The following is a 24248-nucleotide window of genomic DNA, read 5'->3' on the forward strand; positions in this document are numbered from 1 at the left end:
CGAGTGGCCCTAATGCGTCACATGTGAAAATCGCGTCGAAAGGACGTTACGCGGGAACCGAGCAACGGCGACGGTTTGCCGGCGCCACGCATCCGTCGGCGGAGTGACACAGCACGACACCGTCACCCCGGGCCACCGTCAAACGGACGGCGCGGGATGTGGTGATTTTGTGAAGTGCTTCACGAGTTGGCCGTGCAGCGCTTCACGCTGCGACGGCGGACGGTCAGATGCCAGCCTGACGCGCACCTGCCACTTTGCGTCGGTGGTGACGAAACACGAACCGTTCGAGTGACGCTGCGACGCCATCGCCCAGTGTGTGAAAGGCGACGAAGGCGCTGCCGTCGTCGAACCGGCGTTCCACGTACGCGGGCAGCTCCAGCGGCATGCCCGGGCAGGCGTCGAAGCGCAGGCGCAACATCAGCCCCTCGCCAGCGGGAACCAGCGCCGCCGGCAATACGGCGCCGATGGCGTTGAAGCGCAACGCCTGGCGCGGCGGCAGCGCATCGGCGGGTGTCGCCACGCGGTTGATCATGTCGATCAGCGCGTTGAGCTTGGCGTCCAGCCTCGACAGTTCCTGCATCACCGGGCTGTCGTCGTCAGGGGTTTCGGCGCGGCGTTCTTCCAGCGCGGCGACCGAAGCGAGCGCGGCAGCATTGCGCTCGGCCAGGCGCTGGGCGAGCCCTTCGGGGAGCGGCCAGGCAAGCGCCTGGCTGTCGGCATGCCAGCTGTCCTCGCAGGCAAGCCGCTGCTCGAACTCGTTCCAGGCGCTGGCGGTCATGTCGTTTCTCCGACGGGGGCTTTCATCGGGGGTGAGTATGCAAGCGGCGGGCCGGTTCTTATGAATAGCTTCGTCCGCAGGACGACGTTCGCCCGATCTTTCTCATCTTTGATGAGCGCAGGGGGAGAGGGAGCAGAGGCTCGAAACTTCCCGCAAGCCTTGGCCCCTCCTCACCCCAGCCCTTAGAGGGAGCAACGCTTTAGCCGCCGTAGGCGGCGATCGCGCGGGCGCGGTCCTGCCCGACCTGCCACTGCTCGCCGGCGTGGTCGCGTGCCTGGGTGACCAGTGCACTCAACTCCCGATCCAGCGCCAGCAGTTCGCCCAGTTGGCGCACGCTGTCCCCGTCCTGTGTCACCGGTCGCATGACCAGCGGATGGCGTTCGGCCTCCAGCGCGACCAGTTGCTCCCAGTCACCGGCACGGGCGGCCTCGAGCATGGCGCGGGTCAGCGTCAGGGCAAGTGGCAACGCGTCGTTCATGCGGCGGCGCCGGTGGGGCGACGCGCTTCGAGCGGTACCTGTACCCAGCTGCTTCGCACCTTCTGCAGCAGCGTGCTGACTTCGTCGAGTGCACCCACGTCGTTGCGCAGGTTGGCGTGCAGCAGGCGGCGGCTCATGTAGTCGTAGAGCTGGTCGAGCTGGCCGACCAGCGGCGTCTCGACCTCGTGGTTGAGCGCATCGCGCAGGCCACCAATGATTTCGATACAGCGGCCGATCACTTCGCCCTTGGGGCCAATTTCGCCGCGCTGCATGTGGCCGCGCGCGGTGACCAGGCGCTCCAGCGCGCCGTCCATCAGCAACGTGATCAGGCCATGGGGATCGGCCGATTCCACGCCGCCGTGCGAGCGGATCTGCTGGTAGGCGCCTGCGCCGTATCCGAATGCCATGGTCGGTTCCTCGCTTACTTGTTCTTGCTCGCCGCGGTGAGCGCGTCGAATTGCTGGGTGAGGTAGCTGCTGGTGCTGTTGAGCTTGGTCATCAGCGTATCCAGCGCGGTGAACTGGGCCTGGTAGCGCGCCGTGAGATCAGCCATGCGGCTGTCCAGTGCGGTCTGCTGCGCGGACAGGTCCTTCAGCTGCTTGGCCAGGCTGTCGGTGCGGCTGGCGATCACGCCCGTGCTGCCGACCCACTGGTCGAGCTGGGCGTTGAGCTTGGTGGCGAGGCCATCGTCGCCGTCGAACAGCGCAGCGGCCTGCTTGCCGCCGTCGGCCAGCGACTTGGACAGCTTGTCGCTGTCCAGCTTGAGCTTGCCGTCCACCTGCAACGAAATGCCCAGGTCCGCCAGCGAGCCACCGTTGGCCATGCCGCCAACCAGGCGCGAGAGCGTGCTGTTGATGCTGTTGGCAGTGGCGTCGCCGATCATCGCACCGGCGGTTTCGGTGGTGGCGTCGTACTTGGTGAGCGCCTGGTAGATGCCCACAAAGCTGTTGTACGTATTGACCAGGTTGGTCAGCGCGCTGGTCGCCTTGGAACCGTCGTTGGCGACGGTGAGCGTGCTGGTGCCTTCCTTGACCAGGTTCAGGCTGATGCCGTCGATCGCACCGGCGACCGTGTTGCCGGCGCTGTGGCCGGGCAGCCCGTCGATGGTGTACTCGGCATCCTGCGCGGCGGTGATCACGTTGAGCGCGTTGCCGCTGGAGGCCGCCGCATCGTAGTTGAGCGCGGCCAGGCCGCCGTCGCCGCCGCTGCTGGAGACCACGAAGCCATTGGCCGCGCCGGTGCGCGTGCCGCTGAGCACCAGGTGCGCACCGTCCGTGCCGGTGACGATGGTGGCCGAGACGCCGGGGTTGTCCTTGGACTTGTTGATCGCGTCGCGGATGCCCGCCAGCGTGTTGTTGCTGCTGTCGATGGTCAGGCTCATCGACTGGTCGCCCACCGCAAGGGTGAGCGTGCCGGTACCGACCACCGTGTCGGATTTGGCGAAGGCGCCCGAAGAGGCCTTCAGCGAGGTGGCCAGCTTGGTCACCTCGATCTTGTAGCTGCCGCCGACCGGCGTGCCGGCGCTGCTGGCGCCGAGTACGTCGGTGTCGCTGCTGGTCAACGAGCGGGCGCTGAAGGCGCTGCCATCGCTCAAGGGGACCATCGCGGACTGCAGCGCGGAGAGCGCGCTGCTGATCTGGCCCAACCCGGACAGCAGGGTATTGGCCTGCGCCGCCTGGTTGGTGATCTGGCTCTGTGGCCCCGCCTTCTTGGCGTTCACCAGCGTGGTCACCAGCTTGTCCACGTCGATGCCGGAACCCACGCCCATGGAAGTCAGCAAGCCCGTCGTCGGAGCGGTGGTGCCTACGGTGATTGCCATGGATATCGGTCCTAAGGAATGAGGGGAACGGTCGCGTTGCCGCGACCGTTCCGGGTTTCAACAATTACTGCAGGAGCTTGAGCACGCTCTGCGTGGTGGAGTTGGCCTGGGCCAGCACCGAGACACCGGCCTGCTGCAGGATGTTCGCGCTGGACATGTTGGCCGTTTCGGCCGCGAAGTCCGCATCCTGGATCTGGCTGCGCGAGGCAGACAGGTTCTGCGAGATGGTCTGCAGGTTGGCGATGGTCGAGCTGAAGCGGTTCTGCACCGCACCCAGGTCGCTGCGCATGGAGCTGATGGTGCTCAGCGCCGAGTCGATGCGGCTGATGGTGTCGTTGGCACCGGCCACGGTCTTGACGTCGCTGGCGGCCAGGTTGCTGCCTGCGCTGATGGGGGTGGTGCCCGCACCGGAGAAGTTCAGCTCGCCCGCGCCGGCCTTGGCGCCGTCGACGGTCAGGTCATCCTGCGAGTTCAGGTGGACCGACTTGGTCTCGCTGTCGTAGTAGGCGGAGACGCCGGTGATGCCCTTGGCATTGATCGCGTCGACCAGGCTCTGCGCATCCTTGTAGGTGCCGGTCATCTCGGTACCATTGATGGTCAGGTCGCCATCGACCAGGCTCAATTCGGAGCTAGCCGGAACGGCGGCCACGTCGGCCACGCCGGTCACGCTGGTGCCGGTGCCGACGACAGTGTCGGTATCGGCGACCGTGATGGCGCCGTCACTGGCCGTGGCCTTCTCGATCTTGATCTTGTTGCTGCCGGCGTCGGTCACCGTGTAGCCACTGCCCAGCGCACCGCTGATGTCGCTGATCAGATTGGAGTTGTCTGCATCGCCGGTGTAGTCACCCAGATTGACGGTGGTGCCATCGATATCGAACGACTTGCCCGTCAGGTTCGCCCCGGGGGTGATGGCATCGGTGGTGAACGAAGCCTTGGTGCCCGGCACGGCGGCCGAACCGGCCGTGGCGAACTTGGCGCTGATGTCACCGGTCGAGGACTGGGCGATCTGGCCCACCTGCTTGGCACCGGCACCCTGGCTCAGGTTGACCGAGATGGTCTCGCCGACGTTCGCACCGATCTGGAACGCGGCCGAACCGAAGCTGCCGTCGAGCACGTGGCGGCCGTTGAAGGTGGTCTGCTGCGCGATACGGGTGATCTCGGCCAGACGCTGCTGCACTTCCGCGTCCAGCGCCTGACGGTCGCTGTCGGAGTTGGTGGCGTTCGCCGACTGCACCGCCAGGGTGCGGATGCGCTGCATGTTGTTGGTCACCTCGTTCAGCGCCGACTCGGTCGTCTGCGCCAGGGAGATGCCGTCGTTGGCGTTGCTGACAGCCTGGTTCAGGCCGTTGATCTGGGTGGTGAAGCGCGTCGAGATGGCGAGGCCGGCGGCATCGTCCTTCGCGCTGTTGATCTTCATGCCCGAGGACAGGCGCTCGATCGCGGTGGAGAGCTTGCTCTGCGACTTGGCCAGGTTGTTCTGGGCGTTCAGCGAGCTGATGTTGGTGTTGACGCTCATGACCATGGGAATTTCTCCGAATAGGGTCTTGTGTGCCGGTGGCCGGCGGTGGTAGCCAGCGGGGATTCCGTTGGGAACACCGCCGCCTCAGGACCTTTTTCGACGTCGATCATGGAAACTTGAGCGGGTCAACTGCTTTTTTCGATGTTTCGTTTGAATCGAACGCGCAACGCCATCCAATCTCTTGTAGGAGCCCGCTTGCGGGCGATGCTTCTGCCTTGATCTCGCGGGAAGAAGGGCATCGCCGGCAAGCGGGCTCCTACACGGCTGTGCGCTATTTGATGTAATCGAACAACGACATGTTCTGCAGCTTGCTGAAGGTCAGCTGCGCCGCCTGCAACGCGGAGCTTTGCAGGCTCAGCCTGCTCACCGCATCGTAGTAATCCAGGTCCTGCACGTTGGACAGCGCGCTCTTGTACTGCAGCGTCAGGTCGTCGTTGAGCGAGGCCTGCTGGTCGAGCGCGTTCATGCGCCCGCCTACGGCAGCGCGCGCCTCGATGACCGAACCGACGGCCTGGTCGAGATTGGCCAGTTGGCCGTTGAGCGCGTTCTGCATGTCTGCGCCGCCGCTGCCGGGCCGGGTCAGCGTGGCGACGATGCCGTCCAGCGTGTCGAACATGCTCTGGTCGGACGAGGGCGCCACGCTGAAGCTGTCGCCAGCCGCCGGCGTCCCGGAGAACGCCACCTGCACGCCGCGGAAGGCAACAGTGCCGCCCTTGTCGGCGTCATAGCTTCCGCTGGTGACCAGCGCGCCGCCGCCATCGCGTACTTCGAACGTGTCCGGTGCGGTGAATGTCACCTGGTAGCTCGCGCCATCCCACGCGTCGGCGTCGACGACACTGCTCGCGCCGGCCACGGCGGTGCCGCCGTTGCTGGCGCCGGCGGCGACGGCGAAGGTGCCGTTGCCGGTAGGGACATTCATGAAGATGCCGCTGCCAGGATCGCCGGTGGCAACCTGCAGGCCGGGGCCTGCGGCCACCATGCGCTGCCCTTCGTCACCGACGTAGCTCACGCCACCGGCCTGCGACATGAACGGCTGCGCGCCGGTGCGATTGCCGGCAAAGATGTAGTCGCCCTGCGAATCCTTGCTGTTGGCGATGCCCAGCAACTGGCCGCGCAGCTGCACCATCTCGGCGGCCATGTCGCTGCGCGACTCGTCGGTCTGCGTGGCGTTCATGCCCTGCAGCAGCAGGGTACGCACGCGGCCGAGCACGTTGCTGGCCGAATCGAGTACCTGGTCTTCCAGCCCCAGCCGCGCATTGGCCGAGGTGATGTTGCGCTGGTACTGGGCGGTGTCGGCGCCCAGGTGAGTCAGCTCGACCGCGCGCGCCGCGCCCACGGGATCGTCAGAGGGTTGGTTGATGCGCTTGCCGGTACCCATCTGGGTCTGGATGCCGGACAGGTCGCCCTGCCGGTCCATCATCGTGTTGACCGACTGCTGCTGCATCCAGCTGGTGGAGACGCGCATGGCTCCGATCCTTTACTTGAACGCGCCGAGCAGCGCGTTGAATACGGTGTTGGCGGCGGTGATGATCTGCGCCGATGCCTGGTAGGCCTGCTGGAAGCGCACCAGGTTGGCCGCTTCCTCGTCCATGTTCACGCCGCTGACGCTCTGTTGTGCCGCCATCGCCTGGTTGTACACGGCACCCTGCGTCTTGGCCGCGTCGTCGGCCAGCGAACCGGCGCTGCCAACCTGGCCGACCAGCTGGCCATAGGCGCGGCCGACGCTGGTGGCGCCGCCATCGAGTACGCCCAGGTTGGCGACCGCGCCGAGCTTGAGCGCATTGGCATTGTCGCCACGCGCGTTGGCGTTGGCCTTGACGCCGAAGCTGTCGCCGGCGGCGGGCGCGCCGTCCAGGGTGAGGCTCCAGCCGTTGTGCACGATCGGCGTGCCGGGAGTAAAGGTCTGCGCCGGGCCGCCGTCGATGCTATAGCTGGTGGGCGAGGAAAATACGATGTTCGACGCGGCGAACAGGTTGGGATCGCTACCGTTGGCGACGGCGAGCGCGCCAACGCTGGCGCTGCCGGTATTGGCGCTGGCGGCACTGCCGAGCAGCGGCACGGCGGCGGCAATCTTGTTCGGGTCGGTGACCGCCACGCTCATGCTGCCGGCTGCGTTGCGGCTGGGCTGGATGCGGAAGCTGTCGCCCGCGCTGGCTGCACCGCCGCCGACCACGAAGCTCAAACCACCGGCCACGAACGGGTCTGCGGCGGTGCCGGTGCCGGTCATCGCCACCGCGGCGCCGCTGCCGTCCTTCAGATTCCAGGCGCTGCCATCGAAGGACAGCGTGTAGTCCTGGCTGCCAAGCGCACCAAGGTCGGCAATGCTGGCCGAGATCGTGGCGCTGCCGGCGTTGCCACCGGCCGCCTGCACGGTCGGGCCGGCCACGGTGAAGAATTCGCCGCCGACCTGGCCGTTGAGATCCACGCCCTGGGCGTGCTGCGTGTTGAACGCGTCGGCCATCGCCAGCGCGGCGCGGCCGAGCTGGTTCTGCGCCGGGTCGAGCACGTTGCTGCGGAAGTCGAGCAGCGCACCCAGCGTGCCGCCGCCGATGCGGCCGCTCAGCACCGCACCGGTGCCCTTGTCGACGATTTCCAGGCGCGTCGCGTCGTAGGTGTTCGGCGCCGTGCCAAGCTCGTAGGACTGCGTGCCGCTGACCAGCGCCTGGCCGTTGCCCACGAACACGCTGAGCGTGCCGTCGTTCTGCGTCGCCACGCTGATGCCGACCTCGCCCGAGAGCTTCCTGATCAGCGCATCGCGCTGATCGAGCAGGTCAGACGGCTCGGCGCCGCTGGAGGAACGGATGCGCTCGTTGAGCTTGGCGATCGCGGCGCTGTCGCTGTTGATCGCGGCGACGGTGTCGGTCACCTGGCGCTGCACCTGGCCATCGAGGCTGTCGAACTGACCGGACAGCGCGCGGAAGGTGCTGGCCAGCGCGCCGGCGCGGGCCAGCAGCACACCACGGGCGGAGGCATCAGCCGGGGCATTGGCTACGTCTTCCACGGCGCCAAAGAAGGTATCCAGCGACGATTGCAGGTTGCTGCTGCCGGAGAGCTGGTTGTTGAGCTGGTCGGTCAGCGCCTGGTAGGCGTCGGCGCGCCCCTTGGACGAGGAGGCCGACCACAGCGCGGTGTTGAGGTACTGGCTGTAGGCGCGCTGCACTGCCTGCGTATCCACGCCGGTGCCGACGTAATAGCGTCCCTCGGCCTGCGGCGCGCGCGCGGCGAAGGTCACCTGCTGGCGGCTGTAGCCGTCGGTATTGGCGTTGGAGACGTTGTGGCCGGTGGTGCTCAGGCCCACCTGGGCGGCGAGCAGGCCGGAGACGCCGGTGGAAAGCAGGTCAGCCATGGAGGTTTTCCGTTCGGGTGACGCGCGGGCGTGGGGGGCGAGGCAAGGCCTCCCCCATCCGCCTGTCGGCACCTTCCCCCGTGGAACGGGGGAAGGCTCGGTAGGTCGCACTTCGAATCCTTCCCCCGTCCCACGGGGGAAGGTGCCCGAAGGGCGGATGGGGGAAGCCTTGCGCGGAGGCACACGTCATGCCCCCTGTGACGGCAACTTGACGCGTCACTTGAACGTCCCTGCGTCCAGCGCCGCCAGCGCCTCGCGCATCTGCGGGCTGTTGGCGATGGCGGTGATCTTGGCCGCGTACGACGGATCGGTGGCGTACCCGCCACGACTCAACGCATGGGCGAAGCCGGCGATGTTCTCGCCCTTGCCCAGCGCCTGCGCGTAACGCGGGTTGTCCGCCAGCATGCGCGCGTAATCGGCGAAGGCCTGGGACGGGCTGTCGTAGGCGCGGAAGTTGTCGCGCTTGCGCACCGCCACGCCGCCTTCGTACTCGAGCGTGGGCACGCTGACCTTGTCGCCGCCCCAGCTGCCACCGGCCTTGATGCCGAACAGGTTGAAGCTGCTGGAACCGTCGTGCCGGTGCGGCAGGTGCTTGCCCCAGCCGGTTTCCAGCGCGGCCTGCGCCAGCAGCGCGCGCACCGAGACGCCGAGCTTGTCGGCAGCGGCCTGCGCGTGCGGCGCCATGGCGCGCACGAAGCCGGCCGGATCGCCGGGAATGAACTTGCTCACTACGTTGACCGCGCCCTGCGCCAGTTCGCCGAGCGTGGCCCGCCAGCCCTGCGCCGCGTTGGCATCGGCGGTCAGCGGCAGCAGGCCGTCGCCCTGCCCTTGGGCGCGTTCGCCCAGGTGCAGCAGGGCGCGGGTGCCCGCCTCGGCGCCGGCCGCGAGGGGGGCGAACAGGCTGGCGGCCGCGGTACCGGGCAACGCGCCCGCGGCGACGCTGGCAAGCAAGGCCTTGTTGTCCGTCGTCGGTGCGGGCTTGGGCTCGGCGTCCTTGCCGCCGAGCTGGCGCACCAGCATGCGCGCGATCCCCAGGCCGTTGTTGCCCTGCGAGAGCGACAGCGAAAGCTGCTGGTCGAACAGGTCGCGGTAGGCCTTGCCCTGCTGGCTGTCACCGACGTCGTTGTCTCCGAAGCTGGCGTTCGCCTCGCGCATCGACTTGAGCATCATCTGGGTGAAGATCGCCTCGAACTGCTTGGCGACCTTCGGCAACGCCGCCTTGTCGTCGCCCTTGGCCTGCGCGCGCAACTGGTTGAACCCGGACAGGTCGGTCCAGGTGTCGAGTGCTGGCAGGGAGGCGTTGGCGGGCGTCATGTTTCCGTCGCGTGTCGCTAGATCACCACGAGCTCTGCATGAAGCGCGCCAGCCTGCTTGAGCGCCTGCAGGATCGAGATCAAATCGCTCGGACCGGCACCGACCTGGTTCACCGCGCGCACGATCGTGTCCAGGCTCACGCCCGGGCCGAACTTGAACATGTGCGCGCCGTCCTCGCTGACCTGCACGTCGGAGCTGGGCACCACCGCGGTCTGCCCGCGCGAGAACGGCTGGGGCTGGCTGACCAGCGGCTGTTCGCTGATGGTGACCTGGATCGCGCCGTGCGCCACCGCCGCGGCGGTGACCTTGACGTCCGAGCCGATCACCACGGTACCGGTGCGCGAATTGACCACCACGCGCGCAGGGGCGTCGCCCGGGGTGACATCCAGGTTCTGGATCATGCCGAGCCAGGCGACCTTCTGCGCCGGATCCTGCGGGCCGCGCACGGAAATGGTGCCGCCGTCGACCGGCGTGGCGGTGCCCGCGCCGAAGGCGGTGTTGACCGCCTGGGCGACACGCGCGGCGGTGGTGAAGTCGGGGGTGTTGAGGTTGAGCATCAGGTCGCCGGCGCCGGCGAACGAACTGGGCACGCTGCGCTCGACCGACGCGCCGTTGGGAATACGGCCGCTGGCGGAGATGTTCACCTGCACGCTGGAGCCGCTCTTGCCCTGCGCGCTGATGCCGCCGACCACTACGCTGCCCTGCGCGATCGCGTACACGTTGCCGTCGGCGCCGCGCAGGGGCGACATCAGCAGTTCGCCGCCGCGCAGGCTCTTGGCGTTGCCGATCGAGGCGACGGTGACGTCGATGGCCTGGCCGGGCTTGGCGAACGGGGGCAGTTCCGCAGTGATGGTCACCGCCGCCGCGTTCTTGAGCTGCGGGCGCGCATTCGGCGGCACGGTGATGCCAAATTGCTGGAGCATGTTCTCCAGGCTCTGGGTGGTGAACGGGGCCTGGGTGGTCTGGTCGCCGCTGCCATCGAGGCCCACGACCAGGCCGTAACCGATCAGCTGGTTGGAACGCACGCCGCCGACCGAAGCCAGGTCGCGGATCTTGTCCGCGTGCAGCGGCGCACAGGCGAGCATCGCCACCAGCGCGGCCACCACGTGCAGGCCGAAGCTGCGCCAGCGCTGCAATGCGCGGCTGAGCGCGGTGCGTCGGGTTTCCTGGGCGCGCGAGTGGTCGTACGGCTCGCCGTTGGTAGAAAGCGCCGGCGTCGCGGAAACCTCGGGGGCTTCTTCCATCGGCTCGGGCGGGACGGGCAGCTGGGCCTTCATCAGAACGGCATCCACTTGGAATTGAAGAAGCGCGACAGCCACCCGCGCGTGTTCGCATCGGCCAGCGTGCCGCGGCCGGTGTAGCTGATGCGCGCGTCGGCGACGCGGGTCGAAGCCACGGTGTTGTCCTGGCCGATGTCCTGCGGGCGCACGATGCCGGCGATGCGCACCAGCTCCTGGCCCTGGTTGATGGTCAGCCACTTCTCGCCGCGCACAATCAGGTTGCCGTTAGACAGCCGCTGCGCCACGGTGACGGTGATCTGGCCGGTGAGCTGGTTGGATTGGCTCGACGAGCCGCTGCCGTCGAAGTTGCGTTCGCTGTCCAGGCCCACGCTCAGCGGGTTGCCGTTGATGGTCAGGTCCTTGCCCATGATGGTGGGCGCGGCGACGTCGGCCTTGTCCTTCTTGCTGGTGCTGGTGCTGGCCTTCTTGCTGGCCTGGGTGCTTTCCACCAGCACGATGGTGAGGATGTCGCCCACCCGGTGCGCGCGCGCATCGGAGAACAGTTCCATGTTCTGGTTGTCGTGGTAGATCGCGCCGTCGGCAGGGGCGGCGGCGACCTCCGGCTGCATCGGCGGGGTCGGTGCCCACTCGCCGTCGTCGCGTGCGGGCATGGCCATGCAGCCGGCGAGCAGCGACAGCGCGAAGGCAGCGGTGGAAAGGCGGAACAGGCTCATCGCGGCTTACGCTCAGGTCTTGTTGGTGAGGAACTGCAGCATCTGGTCGGCGGCGGAGATGGCCTTGGAGTTCATCTCGTAGGTCCGCTGCGTCTCGATCATGTCGACCATCTGCTCGACCACGTTGACGTTGGAGGACTCCAGCGCGCCCTGCGCCAGCGTGCCCAGGCCGTTGAGGCCCGGCTGGCCGATCTGCGGCGAGCCGCTCGATGCGGTTTCCAGGTAAAGGTTGTCGCCGTTGGGCTGCAGGCCGGCCGGGTTGATGAAGTCGGCCAGCTGCACGGTGCCGACCTGCTGCGGCGCGGCCTGGCCGGGCAGCGTAATGCTGACCGTGCCGTCGCTGCCGATGGTGATCGACTGGGCGTTGGCGGGGATGGTGATCGCCGGGTCGACCGCGTAACCGTTGGCGGTGACCACCTGGCCGTTCTGGTCCATGTGCAGCGAGCCGTCGCGGGTGTAGGCGATGGTGCCGTCGGGCTGGGTCACCTGCAGGAAGCCGCGGCCCTGGATCGCCAGGTCCAGCGAGTTGCCGGTCTGCTCGATGTTGCCCTGGGTGAACAACTTCTCGTTGCCGACCACGCGCACGCCGGTACCCAGCATCAGGCCGGACGGGGCGTTGGTCTGTTCGGTGGTCTGGCCGCCGGGCTGGCGCAGGTTCTGGTAGACCAGGTCCTGGAACGAGGCGCGCGAGCTCTTGAAGCCGGTGGTGTTGGCGTTGGCGAGATTGTGCGAGACCACGTCCATGCGCGTCTGCTGCGCATCCAGACCGGTCTTGGCGACCCACAGGGAAGAGAACATGGTTGTCTCCTAGTAAATCAGGTGAGCGAGAGCAGGCGGGTCGCCGACTGCGCGTTGTCGTCGGCGTTCTTGATCGCCTTGACCTGGAGTTCGTACTGGCGCGAGAGCTCGATCATCTGCACCAGCGTCTGCGACGGGTTGACGTTGCTCGACTCGAGCACGCCGGATTTGATGCCCACCGCCGGATCGCTCGGCGCGGTGCCGCCGCCGGCCAGGTGCATCAGGCCGTCGCTGCCCAGCGCGAGCTGGTTGGCCGGCGGATTGACCAGCTTCAGGCGGCCGACCGAGGCGATCGTTTCCGGCCCCTGGCCGGTCGGCACCACCGAGACGGTGCCGTCGTTGCCGATGGACACCTGGGTGGCCGGCGGCAGGCTGATCGGGCCGCCGTCGCCGAGTACCAGGTTGCCGCGCGAATCGGTCAGCAGGCCGTCGGCGGTCAGCTGCAGGTTGCCAGCGCGGGTATAAGCCTCGCTGCCGTCGGCCGCCTGCACCGCGAGCCAGCCGTCACCCTGCACGGCGACGTCCAGTTCGCGGCCGGTCTGGATCTCCGCGCCCGAGCGCAGGTCCACGCCTTCGCCCTGCGCCACGCCGTTGATGCGCGTGGGCATGCCCGGGCCCTGCACCGGCAGCGCCTGGAAGGCCGACATCTGCGCCTTGAAGCCGACGGTGTCGGCGTTGGCCAGGTTGTGCGCCACTTCGGTCTGCGCCCGCATCATCTGCGTGGCGCCGGTCATGGCGACGTAAAGCGAACGATCCATGCGGGACTCCGGACGTCAGCGTCAGTTGCGGATGTTGATGATGGTCTGGGTCAGCTTGTCGTCGGTGGAGATCACCTGCGCGTTCGCCTGGTAGTTGCGCTGCGCCTTGATCATGTTCACCAGCTGCGCGGTGAGGTCGGCGGTGTTGGACGATTCCAGCGCGCCCGACTGCACCGCGCCGAAGGTGCCCTGCCCGGCCACGCCCATGATCGCGGTGCCCGAATCGAACGAGGCGGCCCAGCCGGTGTTGTCGAGCTGGCGCAGGCCCTGCAGGTTGTTGAAGTTGGCCAGGGCAAGCTGCCCGAGCGACACGGCCTGGCCATTGGAATACTTGGCCTGCACCACGCCCTCGCTGGACACGTCGATACCCGACAGCGTGCCGCTGGGGTAGCCGTCCTGGTTGATCGAGCTCAGCGCGTAGGCGTTGCCGAACTGGGTGACCTTGTTGACGTCGATCGACAGCGTCAGCGGATCGGCGCCGGGGGTCACCGCCAGCGCGGGGAAGTTGAGCTTGCCGCCGGCCGGGGTCGCGAGCGCGCCACTGGTGTTGAAGGAAAGGGTCTGCGGTGCGCCGGCCGAGACGCCATCGACGTACAGGTAGGCGTTCCACGTATTCGGCGCGGCACCCTTGACGTAGTAGACGGTGCCGTTGTGGGTGGCGCCGAGCGAGTCGTAGGCGGTGAACGGCGTCGCCTGGTTGTAGCTCAGCGCGTCCGTCGGGTTGAACGGCGTGGTGGTCGGTGCCGCGGCATCCGACGGCAGGTTCAGCGACATCTCGACGCTGCCGGTGGCCTTGGCTGCGCTCTGCGCGTTGGTCAGCTGCAGGTCGACCATGGTGCTGGTGTCGAAGCCGTTGCCGGCCGGCGGGAACACCTGCAGGTGCTGGCCGCTGGTGTTGACCACGTAGCCGTTGTTGTCCTGGTTGAACGCGCCGGCGCGGGTGTAGGAGTAACCCTTGCCGTCGCGCATGGTGAAGAAGCCATCGCCGCTGATCGCGAAGTCCAGGCTGTTGCCGGTGTTCTCCACGTTGCCGGCGGCGAACTGCTGGGCCACGTCGGCCAGCCGCACGCCGCTGCCGATGGCGGTCGCCGAGAGGTTGCGGCCGGCCGAGTTGTACAGCTCGGCGAACTCGGCGCGCGAACCCTTGAAGCCCGTGGTGCCGGTGTTGGCAATGTTGTTGGCGGTGACCTCGAGGTCCTTGGACGCCGCGTTCAGGCCGCTCAGCGCGATATTGAAAGCCATCGGTTTTCCCCTGATGAATTAGTTGACGCGCGCGACCTGGCTCAGCAGCACGCCGCCGAAACCGTCCACGTCGAGATAGGCGCCGTCGGCGCCGGTCATGCCCACACCGGCGACCTTGCCGGTGACATAAGTAGCCACCGCGGTGTTGCCGGTCTGCGCGGCGAGGCCGTAGGTGCCCGGGGGCAGCGGCTCGCCGTCGTTGCCGGTGCCGTCCCAGTGGAAATCGGTGAGGCCGGCGGTCTGCGTGCCCAGGTCGATCGTGCGCACGACGTTGCCGGCGGTGTCGACGATCTGCACCAGCGTGCGGCCGCCGCCATCGGGCACGTTCACCGCGCCGTCCAGGCTGCCGCCCTGCAGGCGACCGACCGCCGAAGGCACGGTGACGTCGCGGCCGACCATGCTGGAGGCCTGCAGCAACTGGTTGCCCTGCATCGACTGCGCGAGCGCGTCGAAGGAGGTCTGCAGGTTCTGCGTGGCCGACACCTGGTTGATCTGCGCGAGCTGGCTGACCATCTGCGAGGAATCCATCGGCTGGGTCGGGTCCTGGTTGCGCATCTGCTGGATCAGCAGGCTGAGGAAGTCGGCCTGGCTCAGCGTCTTGGTCTGGCCGAGCGCACTGGCGGCGCCGGCGGCGTTGCTGGAATTGATGGCGAGGTCGCTCATGGCCGCTCCTTACTTCCCGAGGTCCAGCGTCTTCTGCATCAGCTGGCGCGCGGTGTTCATCACCTCGACGTTGTTCTGGTACGAACGCGAGGCGGAAATCATGTTGACCAGCTCGTCCACCGGGTTGACGTTGCTCTGGTAGACGTAGCCGTCGGTATCGGCCAGCGGGTTGCCCGGCTCGTAGCGGCTGGTGATCGCGTTCGGGCTTTCGGTGACGCCGAGCACCTTGACGCCCTCGCTGCCCGCGTCGGCCGGCTGGCCGTCGAGGCCATTGCGGATCGCGGCGAACAGCGGCTCCTTGGCGCGGTAGGCAGCGTCCGGCGAGCTGGCCACGCTGTCGGCGTTGGCCAGGTTGCTGGCGACCGTGTTGAGCCGGGTGGACTGCGCCGCCATGCCGGAGCCGGCGACGTTGAAGACGTTGAAAAGCGACATCAGCCCTGGCCTCCGGTGATGGCGGTGCGCAGCATGCGGATCTGCGCGGTGATGAAGGCCATGCTTGCCTGGTAATGGACGCTGTTGGCGGCGAAGGCGGCCTGTTCCTGCTGGGCGTCGACGGTATTGCCGTCCATGCTCGGCTGGGTCGGCACTCGGTAGGCGAGCGTGTCGCGCGCCTGGGCGACCGGATCGATCTGGCCTTGCGTGGGCGCGGCGAGCGGCAAGGTGCCTTCGCCGCTGCTGCCGGCGGCGGCGAGCGCCTTGCGGAAGTCGACGTCGCGGGCGAGGTAGCCGGGCGTGTCGGCGTTGGCCAGGTTGCTGGCCAGCACTTCGGTACGGCGCTGCCACAGCGCCATGGCGCCGGTGTGCATGCCGAACAGGTTGTCGATGGGTTGGCTCATCGCTTGCCTCCGCGCGGTCGATGTGTCCGCACGGGGCTGGAGGCAAGTTGTGTGCCATGGGGGCGCGAAGCCTTGCTGGGGCTGGCTTTGCGCGTTGAGCCGGGTTTTCGTTTACGGGCAGAGTCGGATTTCCGACACCCACGTGTACCCCCTGTAGGAGCGCACTTGGGCGCGACCGCCGTGCACCCGGGTCGCGCCCAAGTGCGCTCCTACAGGGAGAGTCAGCCTTCGCCCTCTTGTGGCAGCAGGTCGATCACCGCCTGCGCCAGCAGGTCCGGCTGGAACTTGGCGATGAAACGGTCGGCATTGACCTCGCGCACCATCGCTTCGTTGAACAGGCCGCTCAGCGAGCTGTGCAGCACGACCTTGAGCCGCCGCAGCGTGGGCGTTTCGCGGATAGCGCGGGTCAGCGCGTAACCGTCCAGCCGCGGCATTTCGATGTCCGACACCACCAAATTGACGCCCTCCTCCGGATCCCCTTCGGCCAGCTCGGTGAGGCGGTCGAGCGCCTCGCGGCCGTCCTGAGCCACCACGCACTCGATGTTCATCTGCTGGAAGATGCTGATCAGCCGGCGGCGCGCGACCACCGAGTCGTCCGCCACCAGCACGCGGCGCGGGCGCAGCGTGTGGGCGCCGGCGGCCCGCTGCATCTGGGTCGAAAGCTCGCCCGGCGCGCCGTCGATGCTCGCCAGCACGTGCTCCACGTCGACCACCGCCACCAGCGCGCCGTTGATGCGGGTCACCGCGTTGACGCGCGGTCCGAAGCCCAGCGCGGCGCTGGGTGCGACCAGCGACTCGCCCTCGCAATGGACCATGTTCTTCAGGTCGGAGACCAGGAAGCCCTGCACCGTGCGGCTGAACTCGGTGACCATCAGGTGCGCGGACGGCTCGTCGATTAGCGCCGGGTAGCCCAGCGCCGCGGCCAGGTCGATCACGGGGATCGTCTGCCCGCGGTAGTCGCAGCTGCCGGCGATCAACGCATGCGCGCCCGGCATGCGTTCCAATGGCGGGCGGCGCAGCACCTCGCGCACCTTGAATACATTGATGCCGAACAGCTGCGCGTCGCCCAGTCGGAACAACAGCATCGCCACGCGATTGTGCCCGGCCAGGCGGGTCTGGCGTTCGACGTTTTCCAGCAGCGCGCCGGCCATGGGGTTCTCCAGCAAAGAAAGGACTAGCCCCCGCGTATCGGCCATCTGCCCTGGCGCTTGAGGCTCCGCACTTGTGTCCTTCCCCGCGAACGCAGCCACACAGCGCGGCACCACGATCCCGGGCCTTCCCCCGCGAACGCGGGGGAAGGTGCCGACAGGCGGAGGGGGGCGCTTTTGGGCGCGATATCCGGGTGATTCCCCGCAAGGCTTCCCCCATCCGCCCTTCGGGCACCTTCCCCCGCAGGCGGGGGAAGGACCAGCTGTCGACCAAGCCTCCGATGGCCAGCGCGGAGGGAAAGCACACAGCGCGGGGCCACGATCCCGGGCCTTCCCCCGCGAACGCGGGGGAAGGTGCCGACAGGCGGAGGGGGCGCTTTTGGGCGCGATATCCGGGTGATTCCCCGCAAGGCTTCCCCCATCCGCCCTTCGGGCACCTTCCCCCGCGGGCGGGGGAAGCACCAGTTGTCGACCAGGCCTTCGACGGCGAAGCGTGAGGGAAAGGGCAACGGCGCGGTGCTGCATTCGAGGGTGGCACAGGCGTTGCTTGTTCAAGTTTCGACGCATCCAGACGATGTCCTGAACATTCATCCGCAGGAACCGCAATCCACATGAGCCTGATCCGTAGCCAGTCCCTGGCCGCGCTGGTCCAAGCGGCCGCCGCTGGCGACGAGGCCCGCCTCGAACAGCTGTCCAACCAGCACCCCGCGGTCGCCCGCGCGTTGGCACCGCTGCTGGCCAGCCTCGACGCCGGCCAGCCGTCGGTGCTGGCGCTGCAGACCCTGGAGCAACAAGGCCTGGTGCTCGCCGCCGCGCAGCTGCTGGGGCGCGAGCAGTCCTCGCTGGACAAGGCCACCCAGGAAAGCCGCGATGGTGTCGGCCGCTTGACGGACGCCAGCGCCGGAATCTCGACGGCCCTGCAGCAGGTCGCCAATGGCTTGGCGCAGGTCGAACAGGCACGCCAGAACGGCAGCACCGGCGTGAGCGAGCTCGATGGCCAGCTACGCCTGTTGCGCAGCGCGCTGTCGGCGATGAACCGCAACCAGTCCCGCCTGGCCGAACAGGTCGAGCAGATCCGCAAGCTCACCGGCGTGGTGCAGGAAATCGCCCACCAGACCAACCTGGTCGCGCTGAATGCGGCGATCGAGGCGGCCCGTGCGGGCGAGGCGGGCCGCGGTTTCGCGGTGGTCGCCGACGAGGTCAAGCAATTGGCCGAAAAAACCACCCAGGCCACCACCGAGATCGAGACCGTTACCGGCTCCATCGGGGATTTCTCCCGGCAACTGGACGTCGACGTGCAACAGGGCATGCAGCGCCTGGAACATGCGCAATCCGGCGTCAGCCAGGCCAACGACGCGATGGGCAAGAGCGCCGAGGCGCTTGCCAGCGCCAGCGAAAAGGTCGCCCAGCTGCGCCAGGGGCAGGACGTGCAGCAGGCCCGCGCCGCCGCCGCGCAGGCCGCGCTCGGCGCACTGCAGCGGCGCAGCACCGAGGCGCGCCGGCAGAGCGAGTCGCTCAGCCGTGCCGCCCTGCTCGCCCACCGCCTGGCGCTGGGCTGGCTGGAACAGGAGGCCGGCAACGACCCGGCCAGCCTCAGCCTGGCGGTGCGCGAATCGGCCCAGGGCATCCGCCAGGCAACCGAGCTGGCGCTGCTCGAACCGGGCGCGCTTGACCGGCGCTGGTTCGACACCGATGCGCTGGACCGCACGGTGCGCCGCCTCGCCGCACAGCATCCCGATCATCCCGCCGCCAGCGCACTGAGCGAGGCCGGCGCACGCCTGTCCGAACACGGCAATGCCTTTGTCGGCCTGCTCTGCAACGGCCAGATCGAACAGGCTCAGCAGCTCAGCCAGCGGCTGGAATCCGAGCGCGAGGCACTGGTCACCCAGCTCGCCGCCCTGCTGGCGGACGCATGATGGGCCTGGCGCGCCGCGGCCTGCTGCTCGCGCTGCTGCTGGAGGGCGTGGCCGCCCTGCCGGCGGTCGCCGCGCCGCTGTCGGAGGCGGACCTGCGCGCCCAGGCCGAACGCTTCGTCGAACAGCAATACGCCGCGCCGGGGAGCCGCGTCGAGGTGAAATCCGAGGCGCTGGATCCGCGCCTGCATATCGCCGACTGCGCCCTGCCGCTGGCCGCCAGCCTGCCCGGCGGACTGCGCATGACGCCGCGGCTGAGTGTGTTGATGCGCTGCCCGACCGCCAATGGCTGGACGCTGCGCGTGCCGGTCACACTGAAGGTCTGGCGCCAAGTACTGGTCGCCAACCGACCGCTGATCCGCGGCGACGGCATCGTGGCGGCCGACGTGCGTATCGAGCAACGCGACGTCACCCGCCTGCCCTACGGCTACCTCGGCGGCCTGGACCAGGTGGCCGAGCGCAGCCTGTCGCGCCCGGTCGCCGCCGGCAGCGTGCTCACGCCCGGCGCATTGGGCGGACGTCAGACGGTACGCGCGGGCGACCACGTGCAACTGGTCGCCGAGCTGGGCGGGATCGCGGTGCGCGCCGAGGGCATTGCCTTGGGCAGCGGCGACGCGGGGGCCCGTCTGCGGGTGCGCAACGGCAGCTCCGGCCGGGTGGTGGACGCGATCGTGCGCGGCCCCGGCGTGGTCGTGGCGCTACCCTGAACGGCCGCCGGAAACCGATGTTCCCGAAAGCACTAAAGTTTTCTCCAGCCCGGCCGATTCCCCAAGGGACAGGGCCTAACCGACTCGAGAAGGACCGATGAATACGACCATTTCCAACAACGGCTTGCCGCTTCTGCCCCAGGCGCCCGGCAACCAGGCCAACGGTGCCGCGGCCGGCAGCAACAATGCCGCGACCGACGCCCCCGCGAGCGTGCAGGGCAAGGACGACAGCGTCCGCCTGACCGACTCGGCGCGTGCGCTGCAGGACGCCGCCAAGGTGGACGGCCAGTCCGCGATCGATACCAAGCGGGTGGAGAAGATCCGCCAGGCGATCGCCGACGGCAGCTACCAGGTCAACCCGGCCGCCATCGCCGACAAGATGATCGCGCTCGACGCGCAGATCGCCGGCCCGGCGAAGCCGTAACCGCGCGCCATGAGCAAGCTGCTGCACCACGAGCTCGAAGCCGCGCTGGACGCGGTGGTGGAGGACCTGCACCGGGCCGCCACCGAGCTCTCGGCCACCCTGGTCGCCGAACGCGAAGCGCTGGTCGCCGCCGATGCAGCCGCGCTGGACCGCGCCGGGAGCCAGAAACAGGCCCTGATGCAGCGGCTGGAAGAGCTGGACGCCGAACGCGTGCAGATGCTCAAGCTGGAGCCGACCGCAGCCGCGCGCACCGAACCGCGCTGGCGCGAGGTGCTCGGCTTGCTGCGTGGGTGTCACGAGATGAACCAGCGCAACGGCAGCCTGGTCAGCCAGCGGCTGGCCCAGGTGCGCGAAGCGCTGGCCGTGCTGAGCGGCCAGGGTGGCGAGGTGCGCAGCGTGTACGGACCCGGTGGCGAAGTGCGCACGGCCTTGCGCTCGCACCACCTGGCCTCGGCCTGATCGATACGAGTCTTACGGACACCGCGCCGCAAGGCCGGTGGTGATCCATCCCAGGCGGGATAAGCCCGCGAGTAGATCAAGACCATGAGCGATACCGCCGTTTCTGCCCAGTCCCGCCTTGCCGGCAACCGCGACATCCCGCTGCCGGTGGTACGAGTGCCGATGCTGGACCAGAAACGCGAGCTGTTCGCCTATGAAGTGATGTTCCACCGCCACGCCGGCGACGAGCAGGAGCTGATGCAGCGCGTGCTCTCGACCCTGGCCGATGGCGCGCTGACCCGGCTGGTACGCGGCAACCGCACCTTCCTCACTCTTTCACGCGAACTGCTGCTGGGGCAGACCGACGTGCTGGCGCACCAGCCACGCTTTGGCGTGGTACTGCAGCCGGCGATGGCCGACGACGCCGAGCTGATGGAGCGGCTCAACAAGATGGCCCAGCGCGGCTGCCTGTTGATGCTGGACGTGGGCGCGGCCGACCTGCATGGCTCGGTGAGCTTCGAGGCATTGCTGCAGATCGTGCAGTTCGTCCGGCTGGACGCCCGCGCGCTGTCGCCCGAGCAACTGCGCGAACGCGCGCAGCAACTGCACGAGCGCGGCATCTGGGTGATCGCCGGCCACGTCGACGACCACGCCACCTACCACCGCTGTCTCGAGCTTCCGCTGCAGGCGATCCAGGGCCGTTACCTGCTGATCCCCGACCAGGTGGAAGTGCCGGTGCTCTCGGCCAACCGCCTGTCCATGCTGCGCCTGATGCGCGAGCTGCAGGAAAACAGCCCTGGCCCGGTGGAGCTGGGCGACATCATCCGCAACGACGCGATCCTTTCCTACAAGCTCCTGAGCTGCGTGAACTCGGCCTATTTCGGCCTGCCCAAGCAGCTCAAGTCCGTGCAGCAGGCGGCGATCTTCTTCGGCGTTACGCGCATGCGCAACTGGATCTACACCATGTCGCTCGGCGGCATGGACGACCGCCCGCCGGAGCTGCTGCGTACCGCACTGATCCGCGCGCACATGTGCGAACAGCTCGCCTCGCACATGCCGCGTCCGCAGAAAGAGATGGCCTTCACCGTCGGCCTGTTCTCGCTGCTGGACACGCTGATGTGTGCGCCGATGGAGTTCGTGCTCGAACAGCTCCCGCTGGTGCCCGAGATCCGCGAGGCGCTGATCGGCAACCGCGGCCCCTTCGGCCCGCTGCTGGAGCAGATCCATGCCTGGGAAGCCGGCCAGCTGAGCGGCCAGGCCCAGCCGCAGCAGATCCAGCGCATGGCCGGCATCTACCTGGAAGCCACCCAGTGGGCCGACCAGGTGTACGCCTTCGCCGATCACAAGGCGCAGGCCGCGGCGGCTTAAGGGTCGCGGACGCTTTCTTCCTTACCGGGGCCCCGAACGGGGCCCTTTCCCGTAAGGGGCCCAGGCCTCCATTCGCTGCCCTGCCACTGGCAGGGCCTTCGCAGGCGAGCTCCCGGACGCGACGCCCCTCTCCCTACGAGCCTTCCCCCGCGAACGCGGGGGAAGGTGCCGACAGGCGGATGGGGGCGCTCTTGAGCGGGGCGCCTGGGTGAGCCTTTCGCAAGGTCTCCCCCATCCGCCCTGCGGGCACCTTCCCCCGTGAACGGGGAAAGGATGTCAGGATGTGGCGCTGCGTTTGCCGGAGCTGGAGCACCCGATCAGTGCGCCCTGTCCTGCCGCCCCATCCGCCGGTGCAGCAGGACCACCACCAGCACGCCGGCGGCCGTCAGCGCGAGCCAGCTCAACACGGGCGGCCAGTCGCCGCCAAGCCAGGACGCGCACGACACCGCACCGATCGCCGTCACGCCCACGGCCAGCGCCAGCGCCACGTCGCCGACGCGCTGGCGACGCTCCCACAGCAACAGGAACGCACCGAGCGCGGCCAGCAGGATCGCACCGAGGCGGCGACCCACGGTGAACTCCGGCGGATCGGGCACGTCGGGCAGCACGTCGCTGAGCGAGCGATCGCCCACCTGCACCTGGTAACCCTGGTCGTCCGCCTGGCTGGCGCGCACCAGCCGGTCGCCGTCCAGTTGGGCGAAGACGGTCACCGGCTGCACCGGCACCGCCTGCCAGCTCACCCGCACGTCGCCCAACCGCGGTGAGCCGGGATCGACGCTGGTGGTCAGGTAGTCGTGATAGAGACTGAAGCTCGCGGCCAGGTTCGCCGGCAGGTGCGACGGATCCGGCGCCACCGTCTCCGAGCCGGGCAGCGCGCGCACCAGCAACGGCCCCAGCGCAAAGCCGCCGACTCGGACCTTGCCGGCCATGATGCGTTGCCCCTTGAGCGGCAGTTCCTTCGGATTGGCGTGCCCGCGCGGCTGCTCGAACCGGCTCGTGTCCTGCAGCTCGTCGGACCAGTCAAGCTCGTAGTGCACGTCGCCGCCGACGTGTACCTCGCGCCACTGGAACATTTCCACGCGTCGGCTCAGTACCGGCGTGGACACGGTCAGGTTGAAGTCCGGGTCGTGCGGCGCCTCGGTCACCTCGGGCGTACCCGAGACCAGCACCATGCTCCCATGCTGGCCCGGTTGCGGCCCGCGCGAACCGGCCTGGACCACGTCGCCGCCGTGGCGCGCCGCGGCCAGGTGATGCAGCAGCAGGCCGCGTTCGGTGACCGCCGCCAGTCCCAGGCCCGCAATCAGCAGCACGGCACCGATGCCGCGCAGCAGCAGGGCCCGCGTGCCGACCCGCAGGTGGCGCCTCACCCCATCGCCCCGGCGGGCTGGCCATGCAGGCTCGCCTGTTCGTCGGTCGTGCCGAAGCGGCCGCGGTCGTCGCAGGTCACCTTGGCCAGGGCGCAGGCGTGGTCATGGGTGAAGAACAGCCGCACGCCACGCGCGAGCTTGTCTTCGAGGAAGCCGCGTTTCTCGTCGATCAGGGTTTCCGGCGCGCGGTCGTAACCCATGGTGATCGGCAGGTGCACCCAGGGCCGGCCCGGGATCAGGTCGGCGCAGAACACCACGCCGCCGACCTCGGACAGCATCAGCCCGGGCGTGTGGCCGTCGGAAAAGTGGAAACGCACCGATTCGCCGAGCGCCTTCGAGTGCGGTCCTTCGACCAGCTCCAGCCGGCCGCTGGCTTCCAGCAGCCCGGCCAGTTCGGGAATGAACGAGGCGCGGTCGCGCGGGTGCGGCGACTGCGCGCGGCGCCAGTGCTCGGCGCCGACCAGGAAAGTGGCGTTGGGGAACAGCAGCCGCGGCTGCTGCCCTTCCGCCCACGGCGCCAGCAGGCCGCCAGCGTGGTCGAAGTGCAGATGGGAGAGGACCACCGCATCGATATCCTCGTGCGAGAGGCCGGCTTCGGCCAGCGATTCGAGCAGCACGTGGCGGTCCTCGACCACGCCGTAGCGCTCGCGTAGCTTCGGCTCGAAGAAGGCCCCGATGCCGGTCTCGAACAGCACGTTGCGGCCGTCCAGGTCCTTCACCAGCAGGCAGCGGCAGGCCAGCGGGATGCGGTTCTCCGCATCCGGCTCGATCCAGCGCGCCCACATGGCCCGCGGTGCGTTGCCGAACATCGCCCCGCCGTCGAGTTTCTGGGTGTTGCCCTCAAGGGACCACAGCTGCATGACACGTCCCCTGTCCAAGGATGCTTCCCCGGATTCTACGCAGGGGGGGCACTGCTGTCTGCCGGTGGCGGGTTGGCCGTAGGCCTCGGAGCGTGAGGCAAGGACGCCCCATCCGCCCTTCGGGCACCTTCCCCCGTGGAACGGGGGAGGATCTGGTTGCGGTGCGGAGCGTGGCGGGATGGATGCCGCCGAGCCTTTCCCTTTCAGGAGCGCAGGCCTTGGGGCGTGAGGCAAGGACGCCCCCATCCGCCCTTCGGGCACCTTCCCCCGTGGAACGGGGGAAGGATCTGGTTGCGGGCGGAACGTAGACGGATGGATGCCGCCGAGCCTTCCCCTTTCAGGAGGGCAGGCTTTGGGGCATGGGGCAATGGCGCTCCCATTCGCCCTTCGGGCACCTCCCCCCGTGGAACGGCGGAAGGATCTGGTTGCGGGCGGAACGTAGACGGATGGATGCCGCCGAGCCTTCCCCTTTCAGGAGGGCAGGCTTTGGGGCGTGGGGCAATGGCGCTCCCATTCGC

Annotated in this window: 24 protein-coding genes; 5 read left to right on the forward strand and 19 right to left on the reverse strand. The window is 68.5% G+C overall.

What is annotated here, in order from left to right; translation table 11 throughout:
- Positions 1-223 precede the first annotated feature (223 nt).
- From ACFWZ3_RS13010 to ACFWZ3_RS13090, 17 genes are all read right to left on the reverse strand, one after another.
- Positions 224-778 carry a PilZ domain-containing protein gene (locus ACFWZ3_RS13010; protein WP_439708144.1) on the reverse strand — a complete coding sequence of 185 codons (555 nt, stop codon included), beginning with the start codon at positions 776-778 and terminating at the stop codon, positions 224-226.
- Between the two features lie 199 nt (positions 779-977).
- The gene (locus tag ACFWZ3_RS13015) at positions 978-1256 is read right to left on the reverse strand and encodes a flagellar protein FliT (RefSeq protein ID WP_439708145.1); all 279 of its coding nucleotides are present in this window, start codon (positions 1254-1256) and stop codon (positions 978-980) included.
- On the reverse strand, positions 1253-1663 hold the full coding sequence (gene fliS / locus ACFWZ3_RS13020) for a flagellar export chaperone FliS (protein ID WP_439708146.1): 411 nt from the start codon (positions 1661-1663) through the stop codon (positions 1253-1255). Before fliS ends, ACFWZ3_RS13015 begins: the two co-directional genes overlap by 4 nt.
- 14 nt (positions 1664-1677) lie before the next feature.
- Positions 1678-3075, reverse strand: a complete 1398-nt coding sequence (gene fliD / locus ACFWZ3_RS13025; protein WP_439708147.1) for a flagellar filament capping protein FliD — start codon at positions 3073-3075, stop codon at positions 1678-1680.
- A gap of 64 nt (positions 3076-3139) precedes the next feature.
- Positions 3140-4597 (reverse strand): flagellin N-terminal helical domain-containing protein, encoded by a 1458-nt coding sequence (locus tag ACFWZ3_RS13030; protein ID WP_439708148.1) that lies wholly within the window; start codon positions 4595-4597, stop codon positions 3140-3142.
- Positions 4598-4865: 268 nt separating this feature from the next.
- Positions 4866-6059 (reverse strand): flagellar hook-associated protein FlgL, encoded by a 1194-nt coding sequence (flgL, locus tag ACFWZ3_RS13035; RefSeq protein ID WP_439708149.1) that lies wholly within the window; start codon positions 6057-6059, stop codon positions 4866-4868.
- Positions 6060-6071: 12 nt separating this feature from the next.
- The gene (gene flgK / locus ACFWZ3_RS13040) at positions 6072-7940 is read right to left on the reverse strand and encodes a flagellar hook-associated protein FlgK (protein ID WP_439708150.1); all 1869 of its coding nucleotides are present in this window, start codon (positions 7938-7940) and stop codon (positions 6072-6074) included.
- A gap of 216 nt (positions 7941-8156) precedes the next feature.
- Positions 8157-9254, reverse strand: coding sequence for a flagellar assembly peptidoglycan hydrolase FlgJ (flgJ, locus tag ACFWZ3_RS13045; RefSeq protein ID WP_439708151.1), 1098 nt, complete (start codon positions 9252-9254; stop codon positions 8157-8159).
- Positions 9255-9271: 17 nt separating this feature from the next.
- On the reverse strand, positions 9272-10339 hold the full coding sequence (locus tag ACFWZ3_RS13050; RefSeq protein WP_439708232.1) for a flagellar basal body P-ring protein FlgI: 1068 nt from the start codon (positions 10337-10339) through the stop codon (positions 9272-9274).
- Between the two features lie 191 nt (positions 10340-10530).
- On the reverse strand, positions 10531-11208 hold the full coding sequence (flgH, locus tag ACFWZ3_RS13055; RefSeq protein ID WP_439708152.1) for a flagellar basal body L-ring protein FlgH: 678 nt from the start codon (positions 11206-11208) through the stop codon (positions 10531-10533).
- Positions 11209-11220: 12 nt separating this feature from the next.
- On the reverse strand, positions 11221-12006 hold the full coding sequence (flgG, locus tag ACFWZ3_RS13060) for a flagellar basal-body rod protein FlgG (RefSeq protein ID WP_439700108.1): 786 nt from the start codon (positions 12004-12006) through the stop codon (positions 11221-11223).
- Between the two features lie 17 nt (positions 12007-12023).
- Positions 12024-12764, reverse strand: coding sequence for a flagellar basal-body rod protein FlgF (gene flgF, locus ACFWZ3_RS13065; RefSeq protein ID WP_439708153.1), 741 nt, complete (start codon positions 12762-12764; stop codon positions 12024-12026).
- A 21-nt stretch (positions 12765-12785) separates the two neighbouring features.
- Positions 12786-14006, reverse strand: a complete 1221-nt coding sequence (gene flgE / locus ACFWZ3_RS13070; RefSeq protein WP_439708154.1) for a flagellar hook protein FlgE — start codon at positions 14004-14006, stop codon at positions 12786-12788.
- A gap of 18 nt (positions 14007-14024) precedes the next feature.
- Positions 14025-14669 (reverse strand): flagellar hook assembly protein FlgD, encoded by a 645-nt coding sequence (locus tag ACFWZ3_RS13075; RefSeq protein ID WP_439708155.1) that lies wholly within the window; start codon positions 14667-14669, stop codon positions 14025-14027.
- 9 nt (positions 14670-14678) lie between these two features.
- Complete coding sequence (flgC, locus tag ACFWZ3_RS13080; protein ID WP_439708156.1) at positions 14679-15101, reverse strand: flagellar basal body rod protein FlgC; 423 nt, start codon at positions 15099-15101, stop codon at positions 14679-14681.
- Positions 15101-15505, reverse strand: coding sequence for a flagellar basal body rod protein FlgB (gene flgB / locus ACFWZ3_RS13085; RefSeq protein ID WP_439708157.1), 405 nt, complete (start codon positions 15503-15505; stop codon positions 15101-15103). Before flgB ends, flgC begins: the two co-directional genes overlap by 1 nt.
- Positions 15506-15726: 221 nt before the next feature.
- Complete coding sequence (locus tag ACFWZ3_RS13090) at positions 15727-16656, reverse strand: chemotaxis protein (protein ID WP_439708158.1); 930 nt, start codon at positions 16654-16656, stop codon at positions 15727-15729.
- A gap of 608 nt (positions 16657-17264) precedes the next feature.
- Here ACFWZ3_RS13090 and ACFWZ3_RS13095 point away from each other — a divergent pair.
- The 5 genes from ACFWZ3_RS13095 to ACFWZ3_RS13115 all read left to right on the forward strand — a co-directional run bounded on the left by ACFWZ3_RS13095 (position 17265) and on the right by ACFWZ3_RS13115 (position 21503).
- A complete protein-coding gene (locus tag ACFWZ3_RS13095) occupies positions 17265-18569 on the forward strand; it encodes a methyl-accepting chemotaxis protein (RefSeq protein WP_439708159.1) in 1305 nt (434 codons plus the stop codon).
- A complete protein-coding gene (gene flgA, locus ACFWZ3_RS13100; protein ID WP_439708160.1) occupies positions 18569-19273 on the forward strand; it encodes a flagellar basal body P-ring formation chaperone FlgA in 705 nt (234 codons plus the stop codon). The genes ACFWZ3_RS13095 and flgA overlap by 1 nt, the downstream gene beginning before the upstream one ends.
- Before the next feature lie 97 nt (positions 19274-19370).
- Positions 19371-19697, forward strand: coding sequence for a flagellar biosynthesis anti-sigma factor FlgM (gene flgM / locus ACFWZ3_RS13105; protein WP_439708161.1), 327 nt, complete (start codon positions 19371-19373; stop codon positions 19695-19697).
- 9 nt (positions 19698-19706) lie between these two features.
- Positions 19707-20156 (forward strand): flagella synthesis protein FlgN, encoded by a 450-nt coding sequence (locus tag ACFWZ3_RS13110; RefSeq protein ID WP_439708162.1) that lies wholly within the window; start codon positions 19707-19709, stop codon positions 20154-20156.
- Positions 20157-20240: 84 nt separating this feature from the next.
- Positions 20241-21503 (forward strand): EAL and HDOD domain-containing protein, encoded by a 1263-nt coding sequence (locus tag ACFWZ3_RS13115; RefSeq protein WP_439708163.1) that lies wholly within the window; start codon positions 20241-20243, stop codon positions 21501-21503.
- A gap of 317 nt (positions 21504-21820) precedes the next feature.
- Here ACFWZ3_RS13115 and ACFWZ3_RS13120 read toward each other — a convergent pair whose 3' ends face one another.
- Together ACFWZ3_RS13120 and ACFWZ3_RS13125 are read right to left on the reverse strand one after the other, a co-directional pair.
- Positions 21821-22870: a TMEM43 family protein gene (locus tag ACFWZ3_RS13120; protein ID WP_439708164.1), complete on the reverse strand. Its 1050-nt coding sequence runs from the start codon at positions 22868-22870 to the stop codon at positions 21821-21823.
- The gene (locus ACFWZ3_RS13125) at positions 22867-23730 is read right to left on the reverse strand and encodes an MBL fold metallo-hydrolase (protein ID WP_439708165.1); all 864 of its coding nucleotides are present in this window, start codon (positions 23728-23730) and stop codon (positions 22867-22869) included. Before ACFWZ3_RS13125 ends, ACFWZ3_RS13120 begins: the two co-directional genes overlap by 4 nt.
- Between the last annotated feature and the right edge of the window lie 518 nt (positions 23731-24248).

The organism is Frateuria sp. GZRR35 (assembly GCF_051900415.1).
Taxonomy (GTDB): Bacteria; Pseudomonadota; Gammaproteobacteria; order Xanthomonadales; family Rhodanobacteraceae; genus Frateuria_A.